Raw genomic sequence first — 17022 nt, 5'->3', positions numbered from 1 at the left:
CATGGCTGGTCTACAGGGATGGCATATTGTCATCATCGTTGTGTTGGCGCTGATTCTCTTCGGTGCCCCCAAACTCCCGGGGCTGGCACGTTCCCTCGGGCAGTCCATGCGCATCTTCAAGTCCGAGGTCCGCCAGATGAAGGACGACGATCCACAGGCTCCGCAGGACCCCCAGGATCCGACGGCCACCGACGAGCCCTACGAGGGCAAGGTCGTGGACCCGGAACACCGCGGCCCCAAGCGCTAGTTCCCGGTGGCGGAAAAGACAGGGCGTAAATCCAACCCCGAAGGGAGGATGGCGCTCAAGGCACACCTGATCGAGCTGCGGAACCGGCTCTTCATTTCCCTCGGTGCCCTTTTCGTCGCGGCGGTCGGGGGATTCTTCCTCTACCAACCGGTGCTCGGTCTGCTCTTCCAACCGTTGAAGGACGCCGGCGGGACGGCGAACTTCAATACGGCGGTCTCGCCTTTCGACATCATGATCAAGGTGTCGCTGTTCCTGGCCCTGATCATGGCCTCCCCGGTCTGGCTCTACCAGCTCTGGGCGTTCATCGTCCCGGGGCTGAAGAAGAAGGAAAAGCGCACCGCGCTGTCCTTCATCAGCGTCGCGGTACCACTGTTCCTCGGCGGCATCTACCTGGGCTACTGGGTGCTTCCCCACGCCCTGCTGTTCTTCCTGGGGCTGACCCCCGATATCGCGGTGAACCTCATCACCGTCCAGGACTATCTCACCTTCGTGCTGCGCCTGCTGATCGCCTTCGGCATCTCGATGATCATCCCCGTGCTGTTGGTGGGGTTGAACATGGTCGGGATCCTGCCCGGCAAACTGATCGTGAAGAACTGGCGGATCACCGTCTTCCTGATCTGCCTGGTGGCGGCGATGGCCGCCCCGGGCGGCGACGCACTGACCATGTTCGTCCTGGCCGGACCACTGCTGGTGCTCTTCGCCGCCGCCACCGTTTTCTGCCTGCTCAACGACCGGCGTCGGGCCAAACGCCGCCTCGAACAGCAAGAGGAGAACGAGAGGTTGATCGCCAACGGCGAATCCATCGACTGAGCCGTGGTGACGCCCGGGTAGGCTGGTTTTGTCCCCTGAGACGAGACACCAATGAAGGGGTGGTCAGGCATGGGCTCTCCAGCAGAGCAGTACGCCGCGTGGCGTGAACGCGCGGCCGAGGAAAAAACCCATTTCGGCGCGTTCCGCCGGAGCCTGGAATTCGAACTCGACGACTTCCAGATCCAGTCCTGCACCGCCGTCGAAGAAGGCCGGGGCGTCCTGGTGGCCGCGCCGACCGGCGCCGGGAAGACCGTGGTGGGCGAATTCGCGATCCACTGTGCACTGCAGCGGGGCATGAAGGCGTTCTACACCACGCCGATCAAGGCGCTGAGCAACCAGAAATACAACGAGCTGGCCGCCTATTACGGCCACGATCGGGTGGGGCTGCTCACCGGGGACACCTCGATCAACAGCGAAGCCGACGTGGTCGTGATGACCACCGAGGTCCTGCGGAACATGCTCTACGCGGATTCTGATACCTTGACCGGTCTGGCCTACGTCGTCATGGACGAGGTCCACTACCTTGCCGATAAGTTCCGTGGCGCGGTCTGGGAGGAAGTCATCATCCACCTGCCGCAGAGCGTCCAGGTCATTTCCCTCAGCGCCACCGTCTCCAATGCCGAGGAATTCGGCGGCTGGTTGGATACGGTCCGCGGGGATACCGCCATCGTCGTCACCGAACACCGTCCCGTCCCGCTCTGGCAGCATGTCATGGTCGGTGGCCGGCTTCTGGACCTCTTCGCCGGAAACCTCGCCTTCGACCAGGCGGCGGCCCTGGAGGACCAGGGCGCCGAACACAGCATTGCCGTGAACCCGGAACTCACCCGGCTGGCCCAACGCGATGAACGGCATCAATTCCGTGGCGGTGCCGGTCGGGCCCAGCGCCGGGGACGAGGCCATGCCGGGCCCCGCAACACCTCCGGACCACCCCAGAAACATCGGGTCTCCCGCCCCGAAATGGTGCTTTCGCTGGACCAGTCGGGACTGCTGCCGGCCATCTTCTTCATCTTCTCCCGCAAGGGCTGCGATGCCGCCGTCGCCCAATGCGTGCGCACCGGTTTCTTCCTCACCACCGAGGCCGAATCACGGATCATCGAAGAAGAGATCGACGCCGTGGCCCGGGAGATCCCGGCAGGGGACCTGGAAGTCATCGGTTTCTGGTCCTGGCGTGAAGGCCTCCTGCGGGGATTCGCGGCCCACCATGCCGGATTGCTGCCGATTTTCAAGGAAGTCGTCGAGAAGCTCTTTGCCCGGGGCGTGGTCAAGGCGGTCTTCGCCACCGAGACCCTGGCCCTGGGGGTGAACATGCCGGCACGGTCGGTCGTGTTGGAGAAGCTCGAGAAATTCAACGGGGAATCGCATGTCTCGATCACCGCCGGCGAATACACCCAGCTCACGGGGCGTGCGGGCCGGCGGGGGATCGACATCGAGGGCCACGCGGTGGTCCTCTGGCAGCCGGGCACCGATCCGGCGGCGGTGGCAGGTCTCGCCTCCAAACGCACGTACCCGCTGAACTCCAGCTTCCGCCCCACCTACAACATGTCGTTGAACCTTTCGGCGCAGTTCGGGATGGGGCGGGCACGCACCATCCTGGAATCCTCCTTCGCCCAGTTCCAGGCCGACCGTTCCGTCGTCGGGCTGGCCCGGCAGGTCCGCAGCCGCCAGGAATCAATGGCCGGCTACGAGGAATCGATGGCCTGCCACCTGGGCGACTTCAAGGAATACGCCCGGATCCGCCAGGAACTCGGGCAGGCCGAAAAGGATGCGTCGCGCACCGCCCACCGGATGCGTCGGTCGGCGGCCGAGGAATCCCTGGAACAGGTCGTCCCGGGCGACGTCATCGACGTGGCCGGTCCGCGCCGGCTGGGACGCTGCGTGATCATCGCCGTCTCCGATTCGCTGCGTGATCCCCGTCCGACGGTGCTGACCGAGGACCGCCAGGTCCGCCGGGTCGGGGTCCAGGACCTGGACGGCCCGATCGAGGTCATTTCACGGATCCGCATCCCGAAGTCCTTCACCGGCCGCACGCCGAAGGAACGCAAGGACCTGGCCGCCTCGCTGCGCAATGCGCTGCAGGAACAGCGGCCACCTCGTCGGGGGGCCAGCGGCTTCGACTTCCCGGGCACCGACCGGCAGGAAGCCCGCATCACCGAGTTGCGTCGGCAAATGCGTCGGCATCCCTGCCACGGCTGTTCCGAACGGGAGGACCACGCCCGTTGGGCCGAACGCTGGTGGAAGCTCAAGGCGGAAACCGACAGGCTCTCGGGCCAGATCTCCGGGCGGACCAACACCATTGCCAAGACCTTCGACCGCGTGTGCACGATCCTGGAACACTACGGCTACCTGGCCCTTCCCGAGGGAGGTTCCCCGGACGGGGAACTGGTGACGACGGCCTCGGGGAACCGGTTGCGACGCATCTACGGCGAACGCGACCTGTTGACGTCCCTGGTGCTCGAATCGGGTTGCATGGATCAGCTGGGGGCCGCCGAGCTGGCGGGGTTCGTCACCACGCTGGTCTACCAGGCCAAACGCGAGTCCACCGCCGGGCATCCCAAGATGCCCAGCCGGCAGGTCGAGGAAGCCTGGACGGTTGCGGTACGCAACTGGTCCGAACTGACCGACCTGGAGGAAGCCAACCGGCTCCCGGAGACGGGCGAGCCGGATTCCGGCCTCGTCTGGCCCATGTACCTGTGGGCGCGAGGGAAGGACCTGAAGGACTGCCTGCGCGGCACCGACCTGGCGGCCGGGGACTTCGTGCGCTGGGCCAAACAGGTCATCGACACCCTGGACCAGTTGGCCAAGGTCCCGGACCTGTCCCCGGTGCTGGCCGGGAGGTGCCGGGCAGCGGTGGACGCCGTGCGTCGCGGTGTGGTGGCCTACTCCAGCGTCGCCGACTAGGCACGCTTCCGGCAGGCCAACCACCACCGGGCATCAAGAACCACTTTGGGGGCGAGCCGTCGGGCCGCCCTCCTGCAGGGAAGGAAGTACACATGCCCGCACTGGTCATGTACCGCAACGGAGCCATCTACAGCGCCGCGGATCCATTCGCCACGGCAATGCTCATCGATGGAGGCTCCGTGGCCTGGGTCGGCCAGGAGGCGGCCGCGGACGCGCTGATCGACGAGAGGATGGAGATCGTCGACCTGGACGGGGCACTGGTGGCTCCGGCCTTCGTCGACTCCCACGCCCACCTGACCGAGACCGGCGTCGCTCTGGCCTCGCTGGACCTGTCGGGCTGTACCTCGGTGGACGGATTCCTCGCCGCGGTCTCCGAACGGGCCGCCACCCGGCCCGGCCCGGTCATCGGGGCCGGGTGGGATGAGAGCACCTGGCCCGAGGCCCGGACCCCCACGGTGGAGGAGCTGGACACGGCGGCTCCGGGCCGGGAGGTGTATCTGACCCGTGTCGACGTTCATTCGGGCCTGGTCAGCAGTGCATTGGCTGCTGCTGCCGGAATCCACGGTCTCGACGGTTGGGACGGCGGCCCCGTGGCCGTGCGTGAAGCCCATACCCGGGTGAGGGAGCACATTCTCTCCTTTGACGCCGGATCCCGCGCCGACCACCAGCGCCGGGCCCTGCAGCATCTGGCCTCCCACGGCTACGCGGCCGTCGCCGAAATGGCGGCCCCGCATATCGGGACCCGCGCGGATGTCTCGGCATTGAACGACCTGCTCGACGCCGAGGGCGAGGACCTGCCGGCGGTGCGGATCTATTGGGCCGAAACCGTCGACACGGCACAGCAGGCCCGCAGCCTGTTCGATGACTTCGATAGTCCACGGATGGCCGGGCTCGGCGGGGACCTGAACATCGACGGCTCGCTGGGCTCCCGGACCGCCTCCCTGCGCGAACCCTATGCCGACGCCCCCTCCACCAGCGGCTGTCTCTATCTGGACGCGGAAACGATCGCCACCCATGTCCAGGCCTGCACCGAAGCCGGTATCCAGGCCGCGTTCCACGTCATTGGCGATGCCGGCATGGATGAGGCGGTGGCCGGGTTCCGGCTGGCCGCCGACCGGCTGGGGATCGCGGCCATCCAGCGGGGTCGCCACCGGATCGAACATGCCGAGATGCTGGACGAGACCGCGATCGACACCTGGCTAGAACTCGGGGTCACGGTCTCCATGCAACCGCTTTTCGATGCCCTCTGGGGCGGCCCCCATGGCCAATACGAACAACGCCTGGGGGGTGAACGTTCGGCGCGGATGAATGAAGTCGGCCGTCTGCTGACCAGAGGGGTGCCGGTCTGCCTGGGCTCCGACAGCCCGGTCACGGAGATGAGCCCCTGGGCCACCGTCAAGGCGTGTCTTGAACACCACACCGAATCGTCCCGGATCTCGGCACGGGCCGCCTTCGTCGCCCATACGCGGGCCGGCTACCGGGGCTTCGGGGATCCGGACCCGTTGGCCGGTCAGCTCGTCCCGGGCTCGGAGGCGACCTTCGCAATCTGGGCGGCCTCCGAACTGGCGGTCCAGACCCCCGACGCCCGGGTGTCCTCCTGGAGCACCGACGCCCGGGCCGGGACCCCGATGCTTCCCGTGCTCGAGGACTCCCTGCCGACCTGCCTGGGCACGGTACGTCGGGGACGGAGCATCTTCCGTCGTGCGTGAGCGCCGCCCCGGCGATTTCCGATGCGCGGAAAGGGTGTCGCGACGCGCCGGGCCTGACTAGGTGGTACGCCTGAAAATGCTAGTCAGGCTTCAGTTGACAGGGCGATCTGAGCCGATAGGGTGGATTCTCAACGGCGATGGTAGGGAGTCCTACAACGTCGAGTCGGCATCACGGCAAATAAACAAAGGTCTGGCCCCGGGAGCAGTAGAAAACAAATTGCTTGTGCTTGAATGCACTCTTTTTGGTCCGAAGTTCCCGGGGTCTTTCCGTGCCCTCAGGTCGGTGAACGGTATACTTGGTCATTGGCTTTTCCCCACCCGGTCCTCCGGCGAGGGAGTGGACCGTTGGTCCGCAGTCGTGTCCGAAGGTCCCGAGGGATCGCATCGAGGCCCCTGGGGGGCCGCCGAGACAGTTCAGAAGGGTAAAACCGCGTGCGGGTAATCACCATCATTCCGACCTATAACGAGATCGAGTCCCTCCCCATCACGATCAAGCGTCTGCGCGAATCCGTCCCGGAGTCGGATGTCCTGGTGGTCGATGACAACAGCCCCGATGGCACCGGTGAGTTCGCCCGGAACCTGGGAACCACGGACCCGCAGGTCCATGTGCTGCACCGCAAGGGCAAGGAAGGCCTCGGGGCCGCCTACCTGGCAGGATTCACCTGGGGCCTGGAACAGGGCTATGACGTGCTCGTCGAACTCGATGCGGACGGATCCCACCAGCCCGAACAGCTTCCTCGCCTCCTCGAGGCGCTGAACACCCAGGGGGCCGACCTGGTCATCGGGTCCCGGTGGGTCCGTGGGGGCAGCGTCGTGAACTGGCCGCCCTACCGCAAGCTCATTTCCCTGGCCGGCAGCACCTACTCCCGACTGATGTTGGGGCTGGGCATCCGGGATATCACCGCGGGCTTTCGTGCCTTCCGCCGGGAGACCCTCGAAGCGCTGGATTTCAACGACATAGAATCCGTGGGCTATGGTTTCCAGGTGGACATGACCTTCCGGGTGGCACTGATGGGCAAGAAGATCGTCGAAGTCCCGATCACCTTCGTGGAACGCGAACTCGGGGTATCGAAGATGAGTGGGAACATCGTGGTCGAGGCCATGCTCAATGTCACCCGCTGGGGGCTGGGTGCCCGCTGGAGGAAGCTGACCGGAAAGCTGTGAGATCGTCCCACCGTGCCGTGGAATGAGAAGAGGCCGGTTCCCGCACCCCACAGGTGCGGAAACCGGCCTCTTTATTCTTTGTGCGTCCGGTCGAGCTCGACGAGCGGTTAGGCTTCGATCTTCTCGCCGCGGCCGGCGCGGAGCTTATTCAACCGATCCTTGAGGGTCTGTTCGAGCTCGTCGATGGAACGGCGCTCCAGCAGCATGTCCCAGTGGGTACGGACCGGCTTGTCCTTGGAGGTGTCCGGCAGTTCGCCGTCGACCAGGAGTGCTTCCTTGCCGGTCTTGGAGACCCAGGAGAGGGGAATCTCGGCCTCGGTGGAGAACATCACGAAAACCTGCTCCCCATCGGCGCAACGGTACTCCACGCGCTGACGCGGTGCCGGCTCCACCCCGGCTTCGGTCTCCATGCTCTGTGCGCCCAAACGCATTCCACGCAGACTGCGATCGCTCATGTTTTCTCCCTACTACGTTCTGCTGCTCTTCGGCATCATCCACTGTTTACAACGCCTGGGGTGGGGTAATCATTCCCCTGAGCCCTTGGCGGAAGCCACAAAGACACCAGTATACGCGTTGCCAGCCCACGTTGTCGCTTAACGAGGTGGGGCACGAAGGGTGTTCCCTCCGTGCCCCACCATCTGGTGTTATCAGCCGTGGAAACCTAGGGCTGCTTCGGGGCGCCCGGTGCCGTGGCGGCGCCGGCCGAATCGTCACCGTCCGTGAAGTTGCCCAAGGCCCCACCGATGCCCTTGAGGGCTTCGCCGACCTCGCTGGGGATGATCCACAGTTTGTTCGAGGAGCCCTCGGCCAGCTTCGGAAGGGTCTGCAGGTACTGGTAGGCCAGCAACTTCTGGTCCGGGTTTCCGGCGTGGATGGCGTCGAAGACCTTCTCGATCGCCTGGGCTTCACCATCGGCGCGCAGGATGGCGGCCTTGGCGTCACCTTCGGCAGCGAGGATGGCAGCCTGACGCTGGCCCTCGGCGGTGAGGATCTGGGACTGCTTGGTGCCTTCGGCGGTCAGAATGGCGGCACGGCGGTCACGCTCGGCGCGCATCTGCTTCTCCATCGAGTCCTGGATGGACAGCGGCGGGTCGATGGCCTTGAGCTCCACCCGGGAAACGCGGATGCCCCACTTGCCGGTCGCCTCGTCCAGGACGCCGCGCAACTGGCCGTTGATCTGGTCACGGCTGGTCAGCGCCTCTTCGAGGTTCAGGCCGCCGACGACGTTACGCAGCGTGGTGGTGGTCAGCTGTTCGACCGCCTGGATGTAGTTGGCGATCTCGTAGGTGGCCGCCCGCGGTTCGGTGATCTGGAAGTACACGACGGTGTCGATGGAGACCACGAGGTTGTCCTCGGTGATCACCGGCTGCGGCGGGAAGCTGACGACGTTTTCACGCAGATCCAACAGCGGCAGCAGGCGGTCCACGAATGGGATCAGCAGCGTCAGGCCCGGTCCGAGCGTGCGCTGGTATTTACCCAGCCGCTCCACGATGCCTGCCCGCGCCTGCGGGACGATGCGTACCGATCGCAGGAGCACGATGATCACGAAGACCGCGAGTACTGCCAGGACTATGCCTAGGCCTGTCATTGATGGTTCCTCTTTTCCTTATGGCCCTTCGCAGGGCATTGGACTGACCAGATCCGGATGTTTCCTTCTCCGGCCGTGTCGAAGTACTAGTTCTCGTGTGGTTCCGCGGCGCGCATCGTGATGTACGCCGTGGCTCCATCGATGCTCACGACGGTTCCGTACATCCCGGGAGCCAACGCGGCGTCGTCCTGGCTTCTGACGCTCCAGGTCTCTCCGCCGATCTTGGCGCGGCCACCGAGTTTCGTGGTGGGTTCGAGCACGAGGGCGTCCTGGCCGACCAGGCGATCGACATTGGTCAGCCGGTCGGCGGGGCCCTTATGCAATTGCCGGAGGGCGATCGGTCTGATGAAGAGGATCATGGCCAGGGAAACGAGGCAGAAGGCCAGGGCCTGAAGCCAGAATTCTCCGCCGGCGAGGGCCACGACGACCCCACCGAGTGCGCCGGCACTGAGCATGATGAAGTACAGGTCCAGCGACATCATTTCGATGATCGCCAGGATCAGGAACAGTGCGAGCCAGAAGACCCAACTGTTCTCGAGGACCCATTCGAACATTTCGTCACCCGCATGCGTTGGGAGGGCGCTTGCCACCCTCGGTCCTACCATCTTGCATGATGAGTGCCGGTGGGATCGTCACCCTTGGGAGGTATGTTCGAGTCCTTCCGCTGGTCCGCGCGCTATCGACGGCGAAACACCTGCAGGCGGAAGGCGGCGGTGACCCGGGCCGGCATCGGGTGGGTCTGCAACCGGGAGCGGGTTGACGCGTCATCGTGGTGGTGGCCCGCCGGGCCCATCGTGGCCAACCGGACGGCGTCGTCCGTGGAAAGCTCCAGCGAGGAACGGATTTCCCGGGTGTGGACGGCCTCGAATTCCGGGCCCACCGCCGCGGCCACGGACTCGTCCTTCCCGGCCGCGATGCCGAGCAGCCCCAGGGGCACCGTGGCTTCTGCCAGATGTCCGGGCAGGGGAGTGGCCACCAGGGCCAGCCCGCCCGGGGCGATGACGCGGGCAAATTCCTTGCCGTTGCGAGGGGCAAAGACGTTCAACAGGAGATCGACGCCGGCGTCGGCAACCGGAAGCGGACGCCAGAGATCCCAGACCAGCGCCCGGGTCCGGGGAAGCCTGGCGGCACGCCGCATGGCGTACCGGGAGATGTCCAGCGCAAGGGCGGGCGGCCTCTGGCCGCGGGATCCGGCCAGGGCCGAGGCCACCGCGTCGAGGTAGTACCCCGTTCCGGCGCCGGCATCGAGAAGTCGCGGGACCCGGTCCGGAAATCCCGTCAGGGCCTCCTGGGCGAGGGCGTCGGCCAAAGGTTCGTAGTGTCCGGCAGCCAGGAAGGAGGCCCTGGCCTGGACCATGGCGGCCGTATCTTCCCGAAAGGAGGTGCCCCGGCCGGTCAGGAGATTGAAGTAGCCCTGCTTGGCGGCATCGTAGCGATGCCCTGTGGGGCAGGTGAGCGTGCGCTCCCCGGAGGAAGCCGCTGCCAGGGTCCCGGCGCAGAGCGGGCAGCGCAGGGGGACCAGATCATCGCTCATGGCTATTTCCTTCAATAAGTCTTTCAGATACGCTCACGGGGTGAAACCAGATCAGTTAGAGCTCCTGACCACTGTATCCGCCCCCGCTTTGGACCCGGCCGGTCGCCGGGTGGTGTTCGCGGCGACCAGGCCCAGCTTCGACGCCGATTCCGGGGTGGGGCAGCTCTGGCTGATCGAGCTTGATGAATACGGCAGCGCCGCGGGCCCCGCGCGGAGGATCACCCGCGGGACCTCGGATGCCCAGCCCAGGTTCTCGCCCGACGGGCGGTTGATCGCCTTCCTGCGCCCCAATGGCGAGGGCGTCCCGCAGTTGGCCATCGTCGACGCCCGCGGCGGTGAACCCCGAGTGATCACCAACCGCCATCTGGGGGTGTCGGAGTTCGTCTTCTCCCCTGATGGCCGCCGGGTGGCCTTCGGCAGCCGTACCCCCGAGGAAGGACGCTACGGGACCGTGGAGGGGGTGGGCGTCGGGGCCGAGGCCCCACGCCGGATCACCGGATATAAGTACCGGTTCAACGGGCTCGGATTCGGCAACGACCGCCGGAACGGGATCCACCTCATTGAGGTCCCGGCCCCCGACGCCGAACCCTTCATCAAGCCCGTGGGCCGGGCAGCTAAGACCGTCCAGAAAGCCGCCGCGGCCCGCGAAAACGTAGAGGGGGACAGCCACACCTGCCAGGCACCGGCCGAGGGCTTCCCGGTGACGCGCCTGCTCACCCCCGCCGATGCCGATTGCAACAGTCCGGAGTTCGGGCCCGATGGCAAGCACCTGTATTTCACCGCGGCATTGCATCACGGAGCCGATGCGGATCTGCGCTCGATGATCCACCGGGTCCCGGTGGAGGACGTGGACACCTCGGCAGCGGGAGAACCCGACGTCGAATTGGTGGCCGGCTCACCGTCGGGCGATACTGGTTACGACGCAGCGACCTTCAGCCGCGACGGGGAGAAGCTGTTTCTGCTGGGGAGCAAGGTGGGGGAGTCGGGCACCGACTTCGTGGCTCATAGTGCCGCCGTCCATGTCCTGCCCACCGAAAAGATCGGGGCGGCGGAACCCACCCTCCTGACCGATCCGCAGATACTCGACTACAGCGAAAGCGGAGGCCTCTTCCCCGTGGGCTCCGGTGAGGTCGCCGCCTTGGCCCGGGTGCGGGGCAGTAGCGAACTCCATGTCATCGACGCTTCCGGTGCGACCCGGATCCTGGTTTCGGGCCCGCTGGAGGTGACCGGGGTTTCGGAGGCCGCGGACATCGTCGTCGTGTCCTATACCGACCCGGACACCCCCGGGGAGATCGCCCTGGTGCAGGACGGCGGAGTGGTTGCCTTGACGGATTTCGCCGCTCCGTTGCGCGAGCAGACTCGCATCAGCGCACCACATGAACTGACCGTGCCTTCGGCCGACGGCTATCCGGTCCATGGCTGGCTCTATCTGCCCGAAGGCGAGGGCCCCCACCCGGTGCTGCTGAACATCCATGGTGGCCCCTACGCCCAATATGGTTGGGGTTATTTCGACGAGGCTCAGGTCTATGCACGGGCCGGATACGCGGTACTGCAGTGCAACCCACGGGGCAGCGCCAGCTACGGCCGTGCCCACGGCCTGGCCATCAAGGAGGCCATGGGCACCGTCGATCTGCAGGACGTATTGGCGTTCCTGGATGGTGCGGTCGCCGCCGAGCCGTCGCTGGATGGGAACCGGGTCGGGGTGTTGGGCGGTTCCTACGGCGGATACCTCACCGCCTGGACCATCGCCCACGACCACCGTTTCGCCGCAGCGATCGTGGAGCGTGGATTCCTGGATCCGATCTCCTTCGTCGGTTCGAGCGACATCGGCTGGTTCTTCGGTGACGAGTACACCGGGCGGGATGTGGCCGCAACCCTGGAACAAAGTCCGATGGCGAAGGTCGGGCAGGTGCGGACCCCCACCCTGGTGATGCATTCGGAAGAGGATTACCGGTGCCCCTTGGAACAGGCCCAGCGCTACTACGTGGAGTTGCTGCGGCAGGGGGTCGAGACCGAATTCCTGCTCTTCCCCGGGGAGAACCACGAACTCTCCCGCGCCGGGACGCCGTGGCACCGTCGCCAACGCTTCGAGGCGATCCTGGACTGGTGGGATCGGTACCTTCCGGTGAACCCGGCCCGCGACTGATCGTTGGTGGGCCCGGGGAGCTAGAAGCCCAGGCCCGCCCGGGCGGCAGCAATATCGGCGCCGGCCCAGCGGCTGGCGTATTCCTCGGCGCCCACCAGGCTGCGGGTCATCGCCCGATCGATGTAGACCGTTCCGTCCAGATGGTCGGTCTCATGGGCGAGGATCCGTGCCTGCCATCCATGGAATTTGCGCTGGATGGTTTCCCCGGTGGGAGTCGTATAGGTGGCTGCCAGATCGGCTGGACGCTCGACGACCGCCTGGAAGCCGCTGAAGGACAGGCACCCCTCGTAGAAGGAAGCCGTCCGCGTGCCCACGGCCTGATAGTGGGGATTAATGATCGCGAAGTACTCAAGCGATTCCCGTTCACGCACCCTGGCGATCTCGGCATCGGTGGCGAAGGTGTCCTCCAACACGGCCAGTCGCAGGGGAAGTCCGATCTGCGGGGCGGCCAAACCAACCCCGGGGGCGGCATGCATGGTGGCCCGCATGATCTCCAGCAAGGCCTCCAACACTTCCGGTTCCAGCTGACCGGTGTACTCCTGTGCTTCCATCCGCAGCACGGGATGGCCGAGTTGGACGATGGACGGCAGTGTTTCGGGCAGCAAGGTGCCGTGGTTTCCCCGGGTGGCGCGTTCGAGCATGGTCCCCACCAGATCCGCCAGCCGGCCGGGGGAGTAGGCGGCAGTTACAGATCGGTCCAGGGTCATCGAAGCGGGCTTTCCTGTTGGGAGGGGGCGGGATCGTGGAGGGAATCTTCATCGGAGGTCCCGGGAACCAGCGGTCGCAACGCCATGAGCCGGCTGCCCAGCCGGGCGGCATCGACGGGATGACCTTCCACCGCATCGGGGTCGGGCGGATCCACGCAAATCAGATCGGTGCGCACATCGCGGTCGTACAGGACGTCGATGAGGTTGGCCAGGCGCTTCCAGGCGCTGGTCGTGGCCCGGTCCGGTGCGGGGATGCCATCGATGATGACATGGTGGAAATTCCGGGCCAGGTGCAGGTAATCGGAGGCTGCCGAGGGGCGGTCGCACAGGTCGCGGAAATCGAACCAGGCCTGCCCATGGGCGGCACGCTGGGCCGTGAAGCTGTGCGTCGTGGGCTTGAGGTCGGTGATTTCGTTGTGGTGGGGGACCGCGAGTCCTGCCTGGGCCAGTTGTTCCGCCGTGCCGGGGACGATGATGTGCCCTGCCGCATAGCCGGAGAGGCGGTCTGCTTCGGTGATCCGGGCCCGGTAGTCGGTTCCGCCGTCGAGCATGACCACTTTCATACGTGACTTGATCAGTTCGATGGTCGGTTCGAAGAGGTGGTGGAAGTAGTCATTGGGCAGCAGATCGTCCGGGGCATAGTTCGAGGTCGCGATCAGCAGGATTCCCCGGGCAAAAACTGCCTTGAGTGCGCGGGCAAAGAACATCGCATCGCCGGGGTCGTGCACGTGGAGTTCGTCGAAGCACAGCACCCGTACGTCCCCTAGCAACTCGTCCAGTGCCACCTCGACGGCGGTATCACCGGCGGACTCAGCCAGTTCGGAACTATGCGCCGAGGCATGGAGATCGCGGAAGAAATCGTGGAAGTGCAGCCGGCGGGTGGCCTCGCTCTGTAGTGCCTCATGCACCAGCCCCATGAGCCATGACTTGCCGCGCCCGGGAGGGCCGTAGATGTAGAAGTTCTCCACCGACGCCGTTTTGGAGCGTCGTGAAAGCGCCCGGGCAGCGGCCGTGGAGAGGTCTCTGACCAGGGACTGCTGCTGGGGATCGAGTTCCACACCTGCTGCGTCAACGGATGCCTGGACCCGGGCGATGATCTTCCGCACTGAATTACGCGGGCCGAACGGCAGGGGAGAGGGCCTCATCGGGCCGACTCCCGTGCTTGCGAAGTCTTCATGGGTGCATTCTACAAAGGTTGCTGCACCATTGGGTCATACGTCCTGGGCCACGCCGCCTGCGACCCCTTCCGCATTGACACGAGCCTGCTGATCCTTGTCCTGCTGGGCATCGCGGATGCCCCTTCTGACCGCTGAACGGATAGTGGTGTGAAGGAGATAGAAAAACACCCCGAGGCCGAGCGCGCAAAGGACGATGGAGTTGAGTATCGAGGCATCCATATACTGGAGTGTACTTCGTGATGACGTCCTATTGGAAACGGTTGGAAGATTGTCAAAACATACGCTCATCAGAGCCGCGACGCTGACTGACTCACCATCGATAGCCGATAAAAGCCACGACGGTGGCGCGAGCAGCAGTGCCGTGCCTGGCTATGTGGGTGCCATGAAGGACCCGGATCGTCTGGTGTTGGTGGCAGAAGCCGGCGGACAGGTGGTCGGCTGGGCAAAAACCCATGTCTGGGACCATGCCGACGGCCCTGCGTTGGCCGGACATTATCTAGGTGGCGCCACCGTCGACCCCAGGTGGAGGCGGCAGGGGATTGCAGCTCGCCTCACGCAAGAGCGGCTGGCCTGGATCTGGACCCGTAACCACGAGGCATGGTGCGTGGTGAACGCTGAAAATATTGCCTCGATCGAGCTACACCGTGCGTTGGGATTCGTTCAGGTTGCCGCGGCGGCACGGTTTCACACGACCATATTTGCTGGGGGACGAGGGCTGCTCCTTCGAGCCGAACGCCCCATTGAGAGCCCCAATCACTAGAGTTATGCAGGGGAGAGGTGGTGAGGCCAAGCAGGAATGGTCGTGGGTGTCTCGGAGCTGTGGGCCCACGGAAGGGCTTGGATTCTCCTCCGGCGTCAACCAGGAAGAACGCATCAGCCGAACGGGATGGGCATGGCGGGGTGCGGGTGGAGTCAATGGCCGTGTCGATATCTCGGGGCTCCAGATCGACCGGCGGAGTCGGAACGCGAACGATGGCGTGTGAACGCAATCTGTGACGGTGCCGGAGAACACTCCGTGAGTGAGGCCGATGCACTTGATCTCTTATCAGACCGCGGGCCGGACGCTTTATGGCGGGCGGGATGGCGCTGGCATCAAGAGGCGTCGTCCAGCAGCACATAACCCAGTGGGCACGAATGCATTTCGCCGAAGTACCTGATCAGGACAGTCCGACCTTCACGATTTGATAAAGCGCCGATAATCTACATTATGTCAAGTAATGCTTTGCTCGGGGTTCTTCCTGTCCTTTGCCTACCCGAGTGAAACAGGCAGTCCTGCTGTCCTGTCTCACTACAGTTAGGGCAACTGTCCGCCTGTCTTGCCCAAGGTGGGCCTGCAATAGGTTTCGTCGGCCTAGAGTCGAAGCGTGGGACGTGCACTCACGGCGTCCGATGTTCGCACCGAACGAGAACCGATTCCGGGCACCCTGACGTTCAGGGAACAACACTCCCCTGCGCCCATCAATGGCCACCTCTCTGCATGCTGGTCGACGCCCTGAGAAGACGTCGTTCCCGTTGAACTTGGATGTCGCACCAAGAACCGTGGAAATCTCTTCGTAGCCATTCCGCGTCAGGTACCTTGCAGCACTTCCCTAGCATTCGCGCGTGCCCGAGCATTTGGCCCGACTACCGCGACGGCACGGGTCTCGTGATTTCTGTAGGACTCCGGCGCCATCATGAAATCAGACGACTCGCGGCACAAACCTGCGACGACAGATGTGCACACACAGCTTCGTCATCCGAGGGTCCAACCCTGCCCATCGGGGCATCGAGATCTGTGCTGAGTTCATTCCTTGTCCGACAGTCGGCTGCATAAGTCACAGCAGGGTCCTGTTGCCTGCTTGCGGGACACCAACTATTCACGGGTGAAAAGTGGCAGAAGGCCCCTGAACTTTTACCTGCGCGCGGCCACGAGGAGAGGCAGTGTGATAGCTGTTGCGATCATCCCGATGGCTACAGTCCATCCGAATGCTGAGCGAAAGTCTTCGGCAAACAGCCCGACGACCAGACCGAGCGCCAGACTCGCCAGGAACGAGATCCCTATTAGAGTGAAGGCGCTCGCCACGGGACGGTCTGCGGGGAAGATTCGGGCGAATGAACTAAACACAAGTCGATGGTAATTGCCGTATGACCTACTCGTGCTCCCCCGTCGTTGCCCAAAAGGGCTACCCGTGGACTTCAACGTCGCCCGCACAACGATTTCTTCCCCTTTTGTGTGGCGTTCTACGGGCATCCTGTCATTATTTGGCAGGGATGTGGTCTAGTCGGTCAATTCACGAGGCCACGTCACCCGTAAGCGTTCGAACACTATCCTGTCTTGCTCGGATCCAAACATCGTCGCGGGCGACGCAGTCACGTTCCCTATACCTGCGGTGCCCGCTATTCCAGCTCTCAAGGGATCCAACCCCTGGCAAGTCATCGCCGTGTTCCCTGATCTCGGAAACGAGCTCCGATGTTGCCGGTTTTGCCCCGTGCAGGACCTTGCCTAGGGGTTCGTCGGCGAGGCGAGAGGAATCACCGAAGTGCTCAACGGTGGATTCCGGGCAGGTACTTACGGCCGCCGGATGAGCGAGAGCGGATTCGGCCCAGCGGGTTTACACAGCGGTGACGTTAGGGGCATTGGCGCCGAGCGAGTGTTCCTCCATGCGCTCATTCTCCCGGCACGAGACGCATCTCTCTGGCATTACTCTGTGTTGGTGACTTGTTCGGACCTTCTGATTTCTCGGCTGCAGTCCTTGCCCTAGCCCTGACGTCAACGGGTATGCATATCCGTGAAAGCGCTCGAGGAGACGACGTGGCGAGATCCCCGTAGGCCGCCCTGACCGAGGATGAACGTGGGCCGTCCGTGACCTGATCGCATGTTGGATTTGATGGTTTGGTTCGACTGCCGAGAGATACCTGGAGCAAGCCCGTTTGAAGTCAGTTGAGTCACGCGAATAGTTTCCTGGCTATTCGTGGTCCACCCCAAGTGAGACGGGAAGACTCCACCGCCAGCACCGACTCTGGATGAAGACCGCGTTCCCTACGGGTGTCGGGCGCCGGCG

14 protein-coding genes are annotated in these 17022 nt (G+C 64.5%); 7 read left to right on the top strand and 7 right to left on the bottom strand.

From position 1 onward, the window contains the following. The first annotated feature begins 1 nt into the window (after nucleotide 1). From tatA to ACT3S2_RS06370, 5 genes are all read left to right on the top strand, one after another. Complete coding sequence (gene tatA, locus ACT3S2_RS06390; protein ID WP_444561403.1) at nucleotides 2-247, top strand: Sec-independent protein translocase subunit TatA; 246 nt, start codon at nucleotides 2-4, stop codon at nucleotides 245-247. 48 nt (nucleotides 248-295) lie between these two features. Then, complete coding sequence (gene tatC / locus ACT3S2_RS06385; protein ID WP_444561402.1) at nucleotides 296-1057, top strand: twin-arginine translocase subunit TatC; 762 nt, start codon at nucleotides 296-298, stop codon at nucleotides 1055-1057. A gap of 51 nt (nucleotides 1058-1108) precedes the next feature. Then, nucleotides 1109-3955 carry a DEAD/DEAH box helicase gene (locus tag ACT3S2_RS06380; protein WP_444561401.1) on the top strand — a complete coding sequence of 949 codons (2847 nt, stop codon included), beginning with the start codon at nucleotides 1109-1111 and terminating at the stop codon, nucleotides 3953-3955. Nucleotides 3956-4047: 92 nt separating this feature from the next. Next, nucleotides 4048-5664, top strand: coding sequence for an amidohydrolase (locus tag ACT3S2_RS06375; RefSeq protein WP_444554675.1), 1617 nt, complete (start codon nucleotides 4048-4050; stop codon nucleotides 5662-5664). Between the two features lie 432 nt (nucleotides 5665-6096). Further along, a complete protein-coding gene (locus ACT3S2_RS06370) occupies nucleotides 6097-6828 on the top strand; it encodes a polyprenol monophosphomannose synthase (RefSeq protein WP_444554674.1) in 732 nt (243 codons plus the stop codon). 107 nt (nucleotides 6829-6935) lie between these two features. Here the strand turns inward: ACT3S2_RS06370 and ACT3S2_RS06365 are convergent, their stop codons facing one another. The 4 genes from ACT3S2_RS06365 to ACT3S2_RS06350 all read right to left on the bottom strand — a co-directional run bounded on the left by ACT3S2_RS06365 (nucleotide 6936) and on the right by ACT3S2_RS06350 (nucleotide 9950). After that, nucleotides 6936-7283: an RNA polymerase-binding protein RbpA gene (locus ACT3S2_RS06365; protein ID WP_444554673.1), complete on the bottom strand. Its 348-nt coding sequence runs from the start codon at nucleotides 7281-7283 to the stop codon at nucleotides 6936-6938. Between the two features lie 206 nt (nucleotides 7284-7489). Continuing rightward, nucleotides 7490-8416, bottom strand: coding sequence for an SPFH domain-containing protein (locus ACT3S2_RS06360; RefSeq protein WP_444554672.1), 927 nt, complete (start codon nucleotides 8414-8416; stop codon nucleotides 7490-7492). An 86-nt stretch (nucleotides 8417-8502) separates the two neighbouring features. Next, entirely contained in the window at nucleotides 8503-8970 is a 468-nt protein-coding gene (locus ACT3S2_RS06355; protein WP_444554671.1) for an NfeD family protein, read from the bottom strand. A gap of 122 nt (nucleotides 8971-9092) precedes the next feature. Further along, nucleotides 9093-9950 carry a putative RNA methyltransferase gene (locus tag ACT3S2_RS06350; protein WP_444554670.1) on the bottom strand — a complete coding sequence of 286 codons (858 nt, stop codon included), beginning with the start codon at nucleotides 9948-9950 and terminating at the stop codon, nucleotides 9093-9095. 40 nt (nucleotides 9951-9990) lie between these two features. Between ACT3S2_RS06350 and ACT3S2_RS06345 the strand changes: the two genes are divergently transcribed. Beyond that, nucleotides 9991-12096, top strand: a complete 2106-nt coding sequence (locus tag ACT3S2_RS06345; protein ID WP_444561400.1) for a prolyl oligopeptidase family serine peptidase — start codon at nucleotides 9991-9993, stop codon at nucleotides 12094-12096. Between the two features lie 20 nt (nucleotides 12097-12116). Here ACT3S2_RS06345 and ACT3S2_RS06340 read toward each other — a convergent pair whose 3' ends face one another. The 3 genes from ACT3S2_RS06340 to ACT3S2_RS06330 form a co-directional block, all read right to left on the bottom strand. After that, entirely contained in the window at nucleotides 12117-12803 is a 687-nt protein-coding gene (locus ACT3S2_RS06340; RefSeq protein WP_444554668.1) for a peptide deformylase, read from the bottom strand. Further along, entirely contained in the window at nucleotides 12800-13948 is a 1149-nt protein-coding gene (gene zapE, locus ACT3S2_RS06335; protein ID WP_444554667.1) for a cell division protein ZapE, read from the bottom strand. The genes ACT3S2_RS06340 and zapE overlap by 4 nt, the downstream gene beginning before the upstream one ends. Before the next feature lie 66 nt (nucleotides 13949-14014). After that, a complete protein-coding gene (locus ACT3S2_RS06330) occupies nucleotides 14015-14200 on the bottom strand; it encodes a hypothetical protein (RefSeq protein WP_444554666.1) in 186 nt (61 codons plus the stop codon). 163 nt (nucleotides 14201-14363) lie between these two features. Between ACT3S2_RS06330 and ACT3S2_RS06325 the strand changes: the two genes are divergently transcribed. Further along, nucleotides 14364-14741, top strand: a complete 378-nt coding sequence (locus ACT3S2_RS06325; RefSeq protein ID WP_444561399.1) for a GNAT family N-acetyltransferase — start codon at nucleotides 14364-14366, stop codon at nucleotides 14739-14741. Nucleotides 14742-17022: the final 2281 nt, after the last annotated feature.

The organism is Arthrobacter sp. AOP36-A1-22 (genome assembly GCF_052377615.1).
In the GTDB taxonomy this organism is placed as follows: Bacteria; Actinomycetota; Actinomycetes; order Actinomycetales; family Micrococcaceae; genus Arthrobacter_H.
This window is presented reverse-complemented; position numbering and strand designations above follow the sequence as displayed.

What these genes read in the sequence shown, in the direction of transcription:
- tatA (WP_444561403.1), top strand. Translation starts at nt 2, where the DNA reads ATGGCTGGTCTACAGGGATGGCATATTGTCATCATCGTTGTGTTGGCG.
- tatC (WP_444561402.1), top strand. Translation starts at nt 296, where the DNA reads ATGGCGCTCAAGGCACACCTGATCGAGCTGCGGAACCGGCTCTTCATT.
- ACT3S2_RS06380 (WP_444561401.1), top strand. Translation starts at nt 1,109, where the DNA reads ATGAAGGGGTGGTCAGGCATGGGCTCTCCAGCAGAGCAGTACGCCGCG.
- ACT3S2_RS06375 (WP_444554675.1), top strand. Translation starts at nt 4,048, where the DNA reads ATGCCCGCACTGGTCATGTACCGCAACGGAGCCATCTACAGCGCCGCG.
- ACT3S2_RS06365 (WP_444554673.1), bottom strand. Translation starts at nt 7,283, where the DNA reads ATGAGCGATCGCAGTCTGCGTGGAATGCGTTTGGGCGCACAGAGCATG.
- ACT3S2_RS06360 (WP_444554672.1), bottom strand. Translation starts at nt 8,416, where the DNA reads ATGACAGGCCTAGGCATAGTCCTGGCAGTACTCGCGGTCTTCGTGATC.
- ACT3S2_RS06355 (WP_444554671.1), bottom strand. Translation starts at nt 8,970, where the DNA reads ATGTTCGAATGGGTCCTCGAGAACAGTTGGGTCTTCTGGCTCGCACTG.
- ACT3S2_RS06350 (WP_444554670.1), bottom strand. Translation starts at nt 9,950, where the DNA reads ATGAGCGATGATCTGGTCCCCCTGCGCTGCCCGCTCTGCGCCGGGACC.
- ACT3S2_RS06340 (WP_444554668.1), bottom strand. Translation starts at nt 12,803, where the DNA reads ATGACCCTGGACCGATCTGTAACTGCCGCCTACTCCCCCGGCCGGCTG.
- zapE (WP_444554667.1), bottom strand. Translation starts at nt 13,948, where the DNA reads ATGAGGCCCTCTCCCCTGCCGTTCGGCCCGCGTAATTCAGTGCGGAAG.
- ACT3S2_RS06330 (WP_444554666.1), bottom strand. Translation starts at nt 14,200, where the DNA reads ATGGATGCCTCGATACTCAACTCCATCGTCCTTTGCGCGCTCGGCCTC.
- ACT3S2_RS06325 (WP_444561399.1), top strand. Translation starts at nt 14,364, where the DNA reads ATGAAGGACCCGGATCGTCTGGTGTTGGTGGCAGAAGCCGGCGGACAG.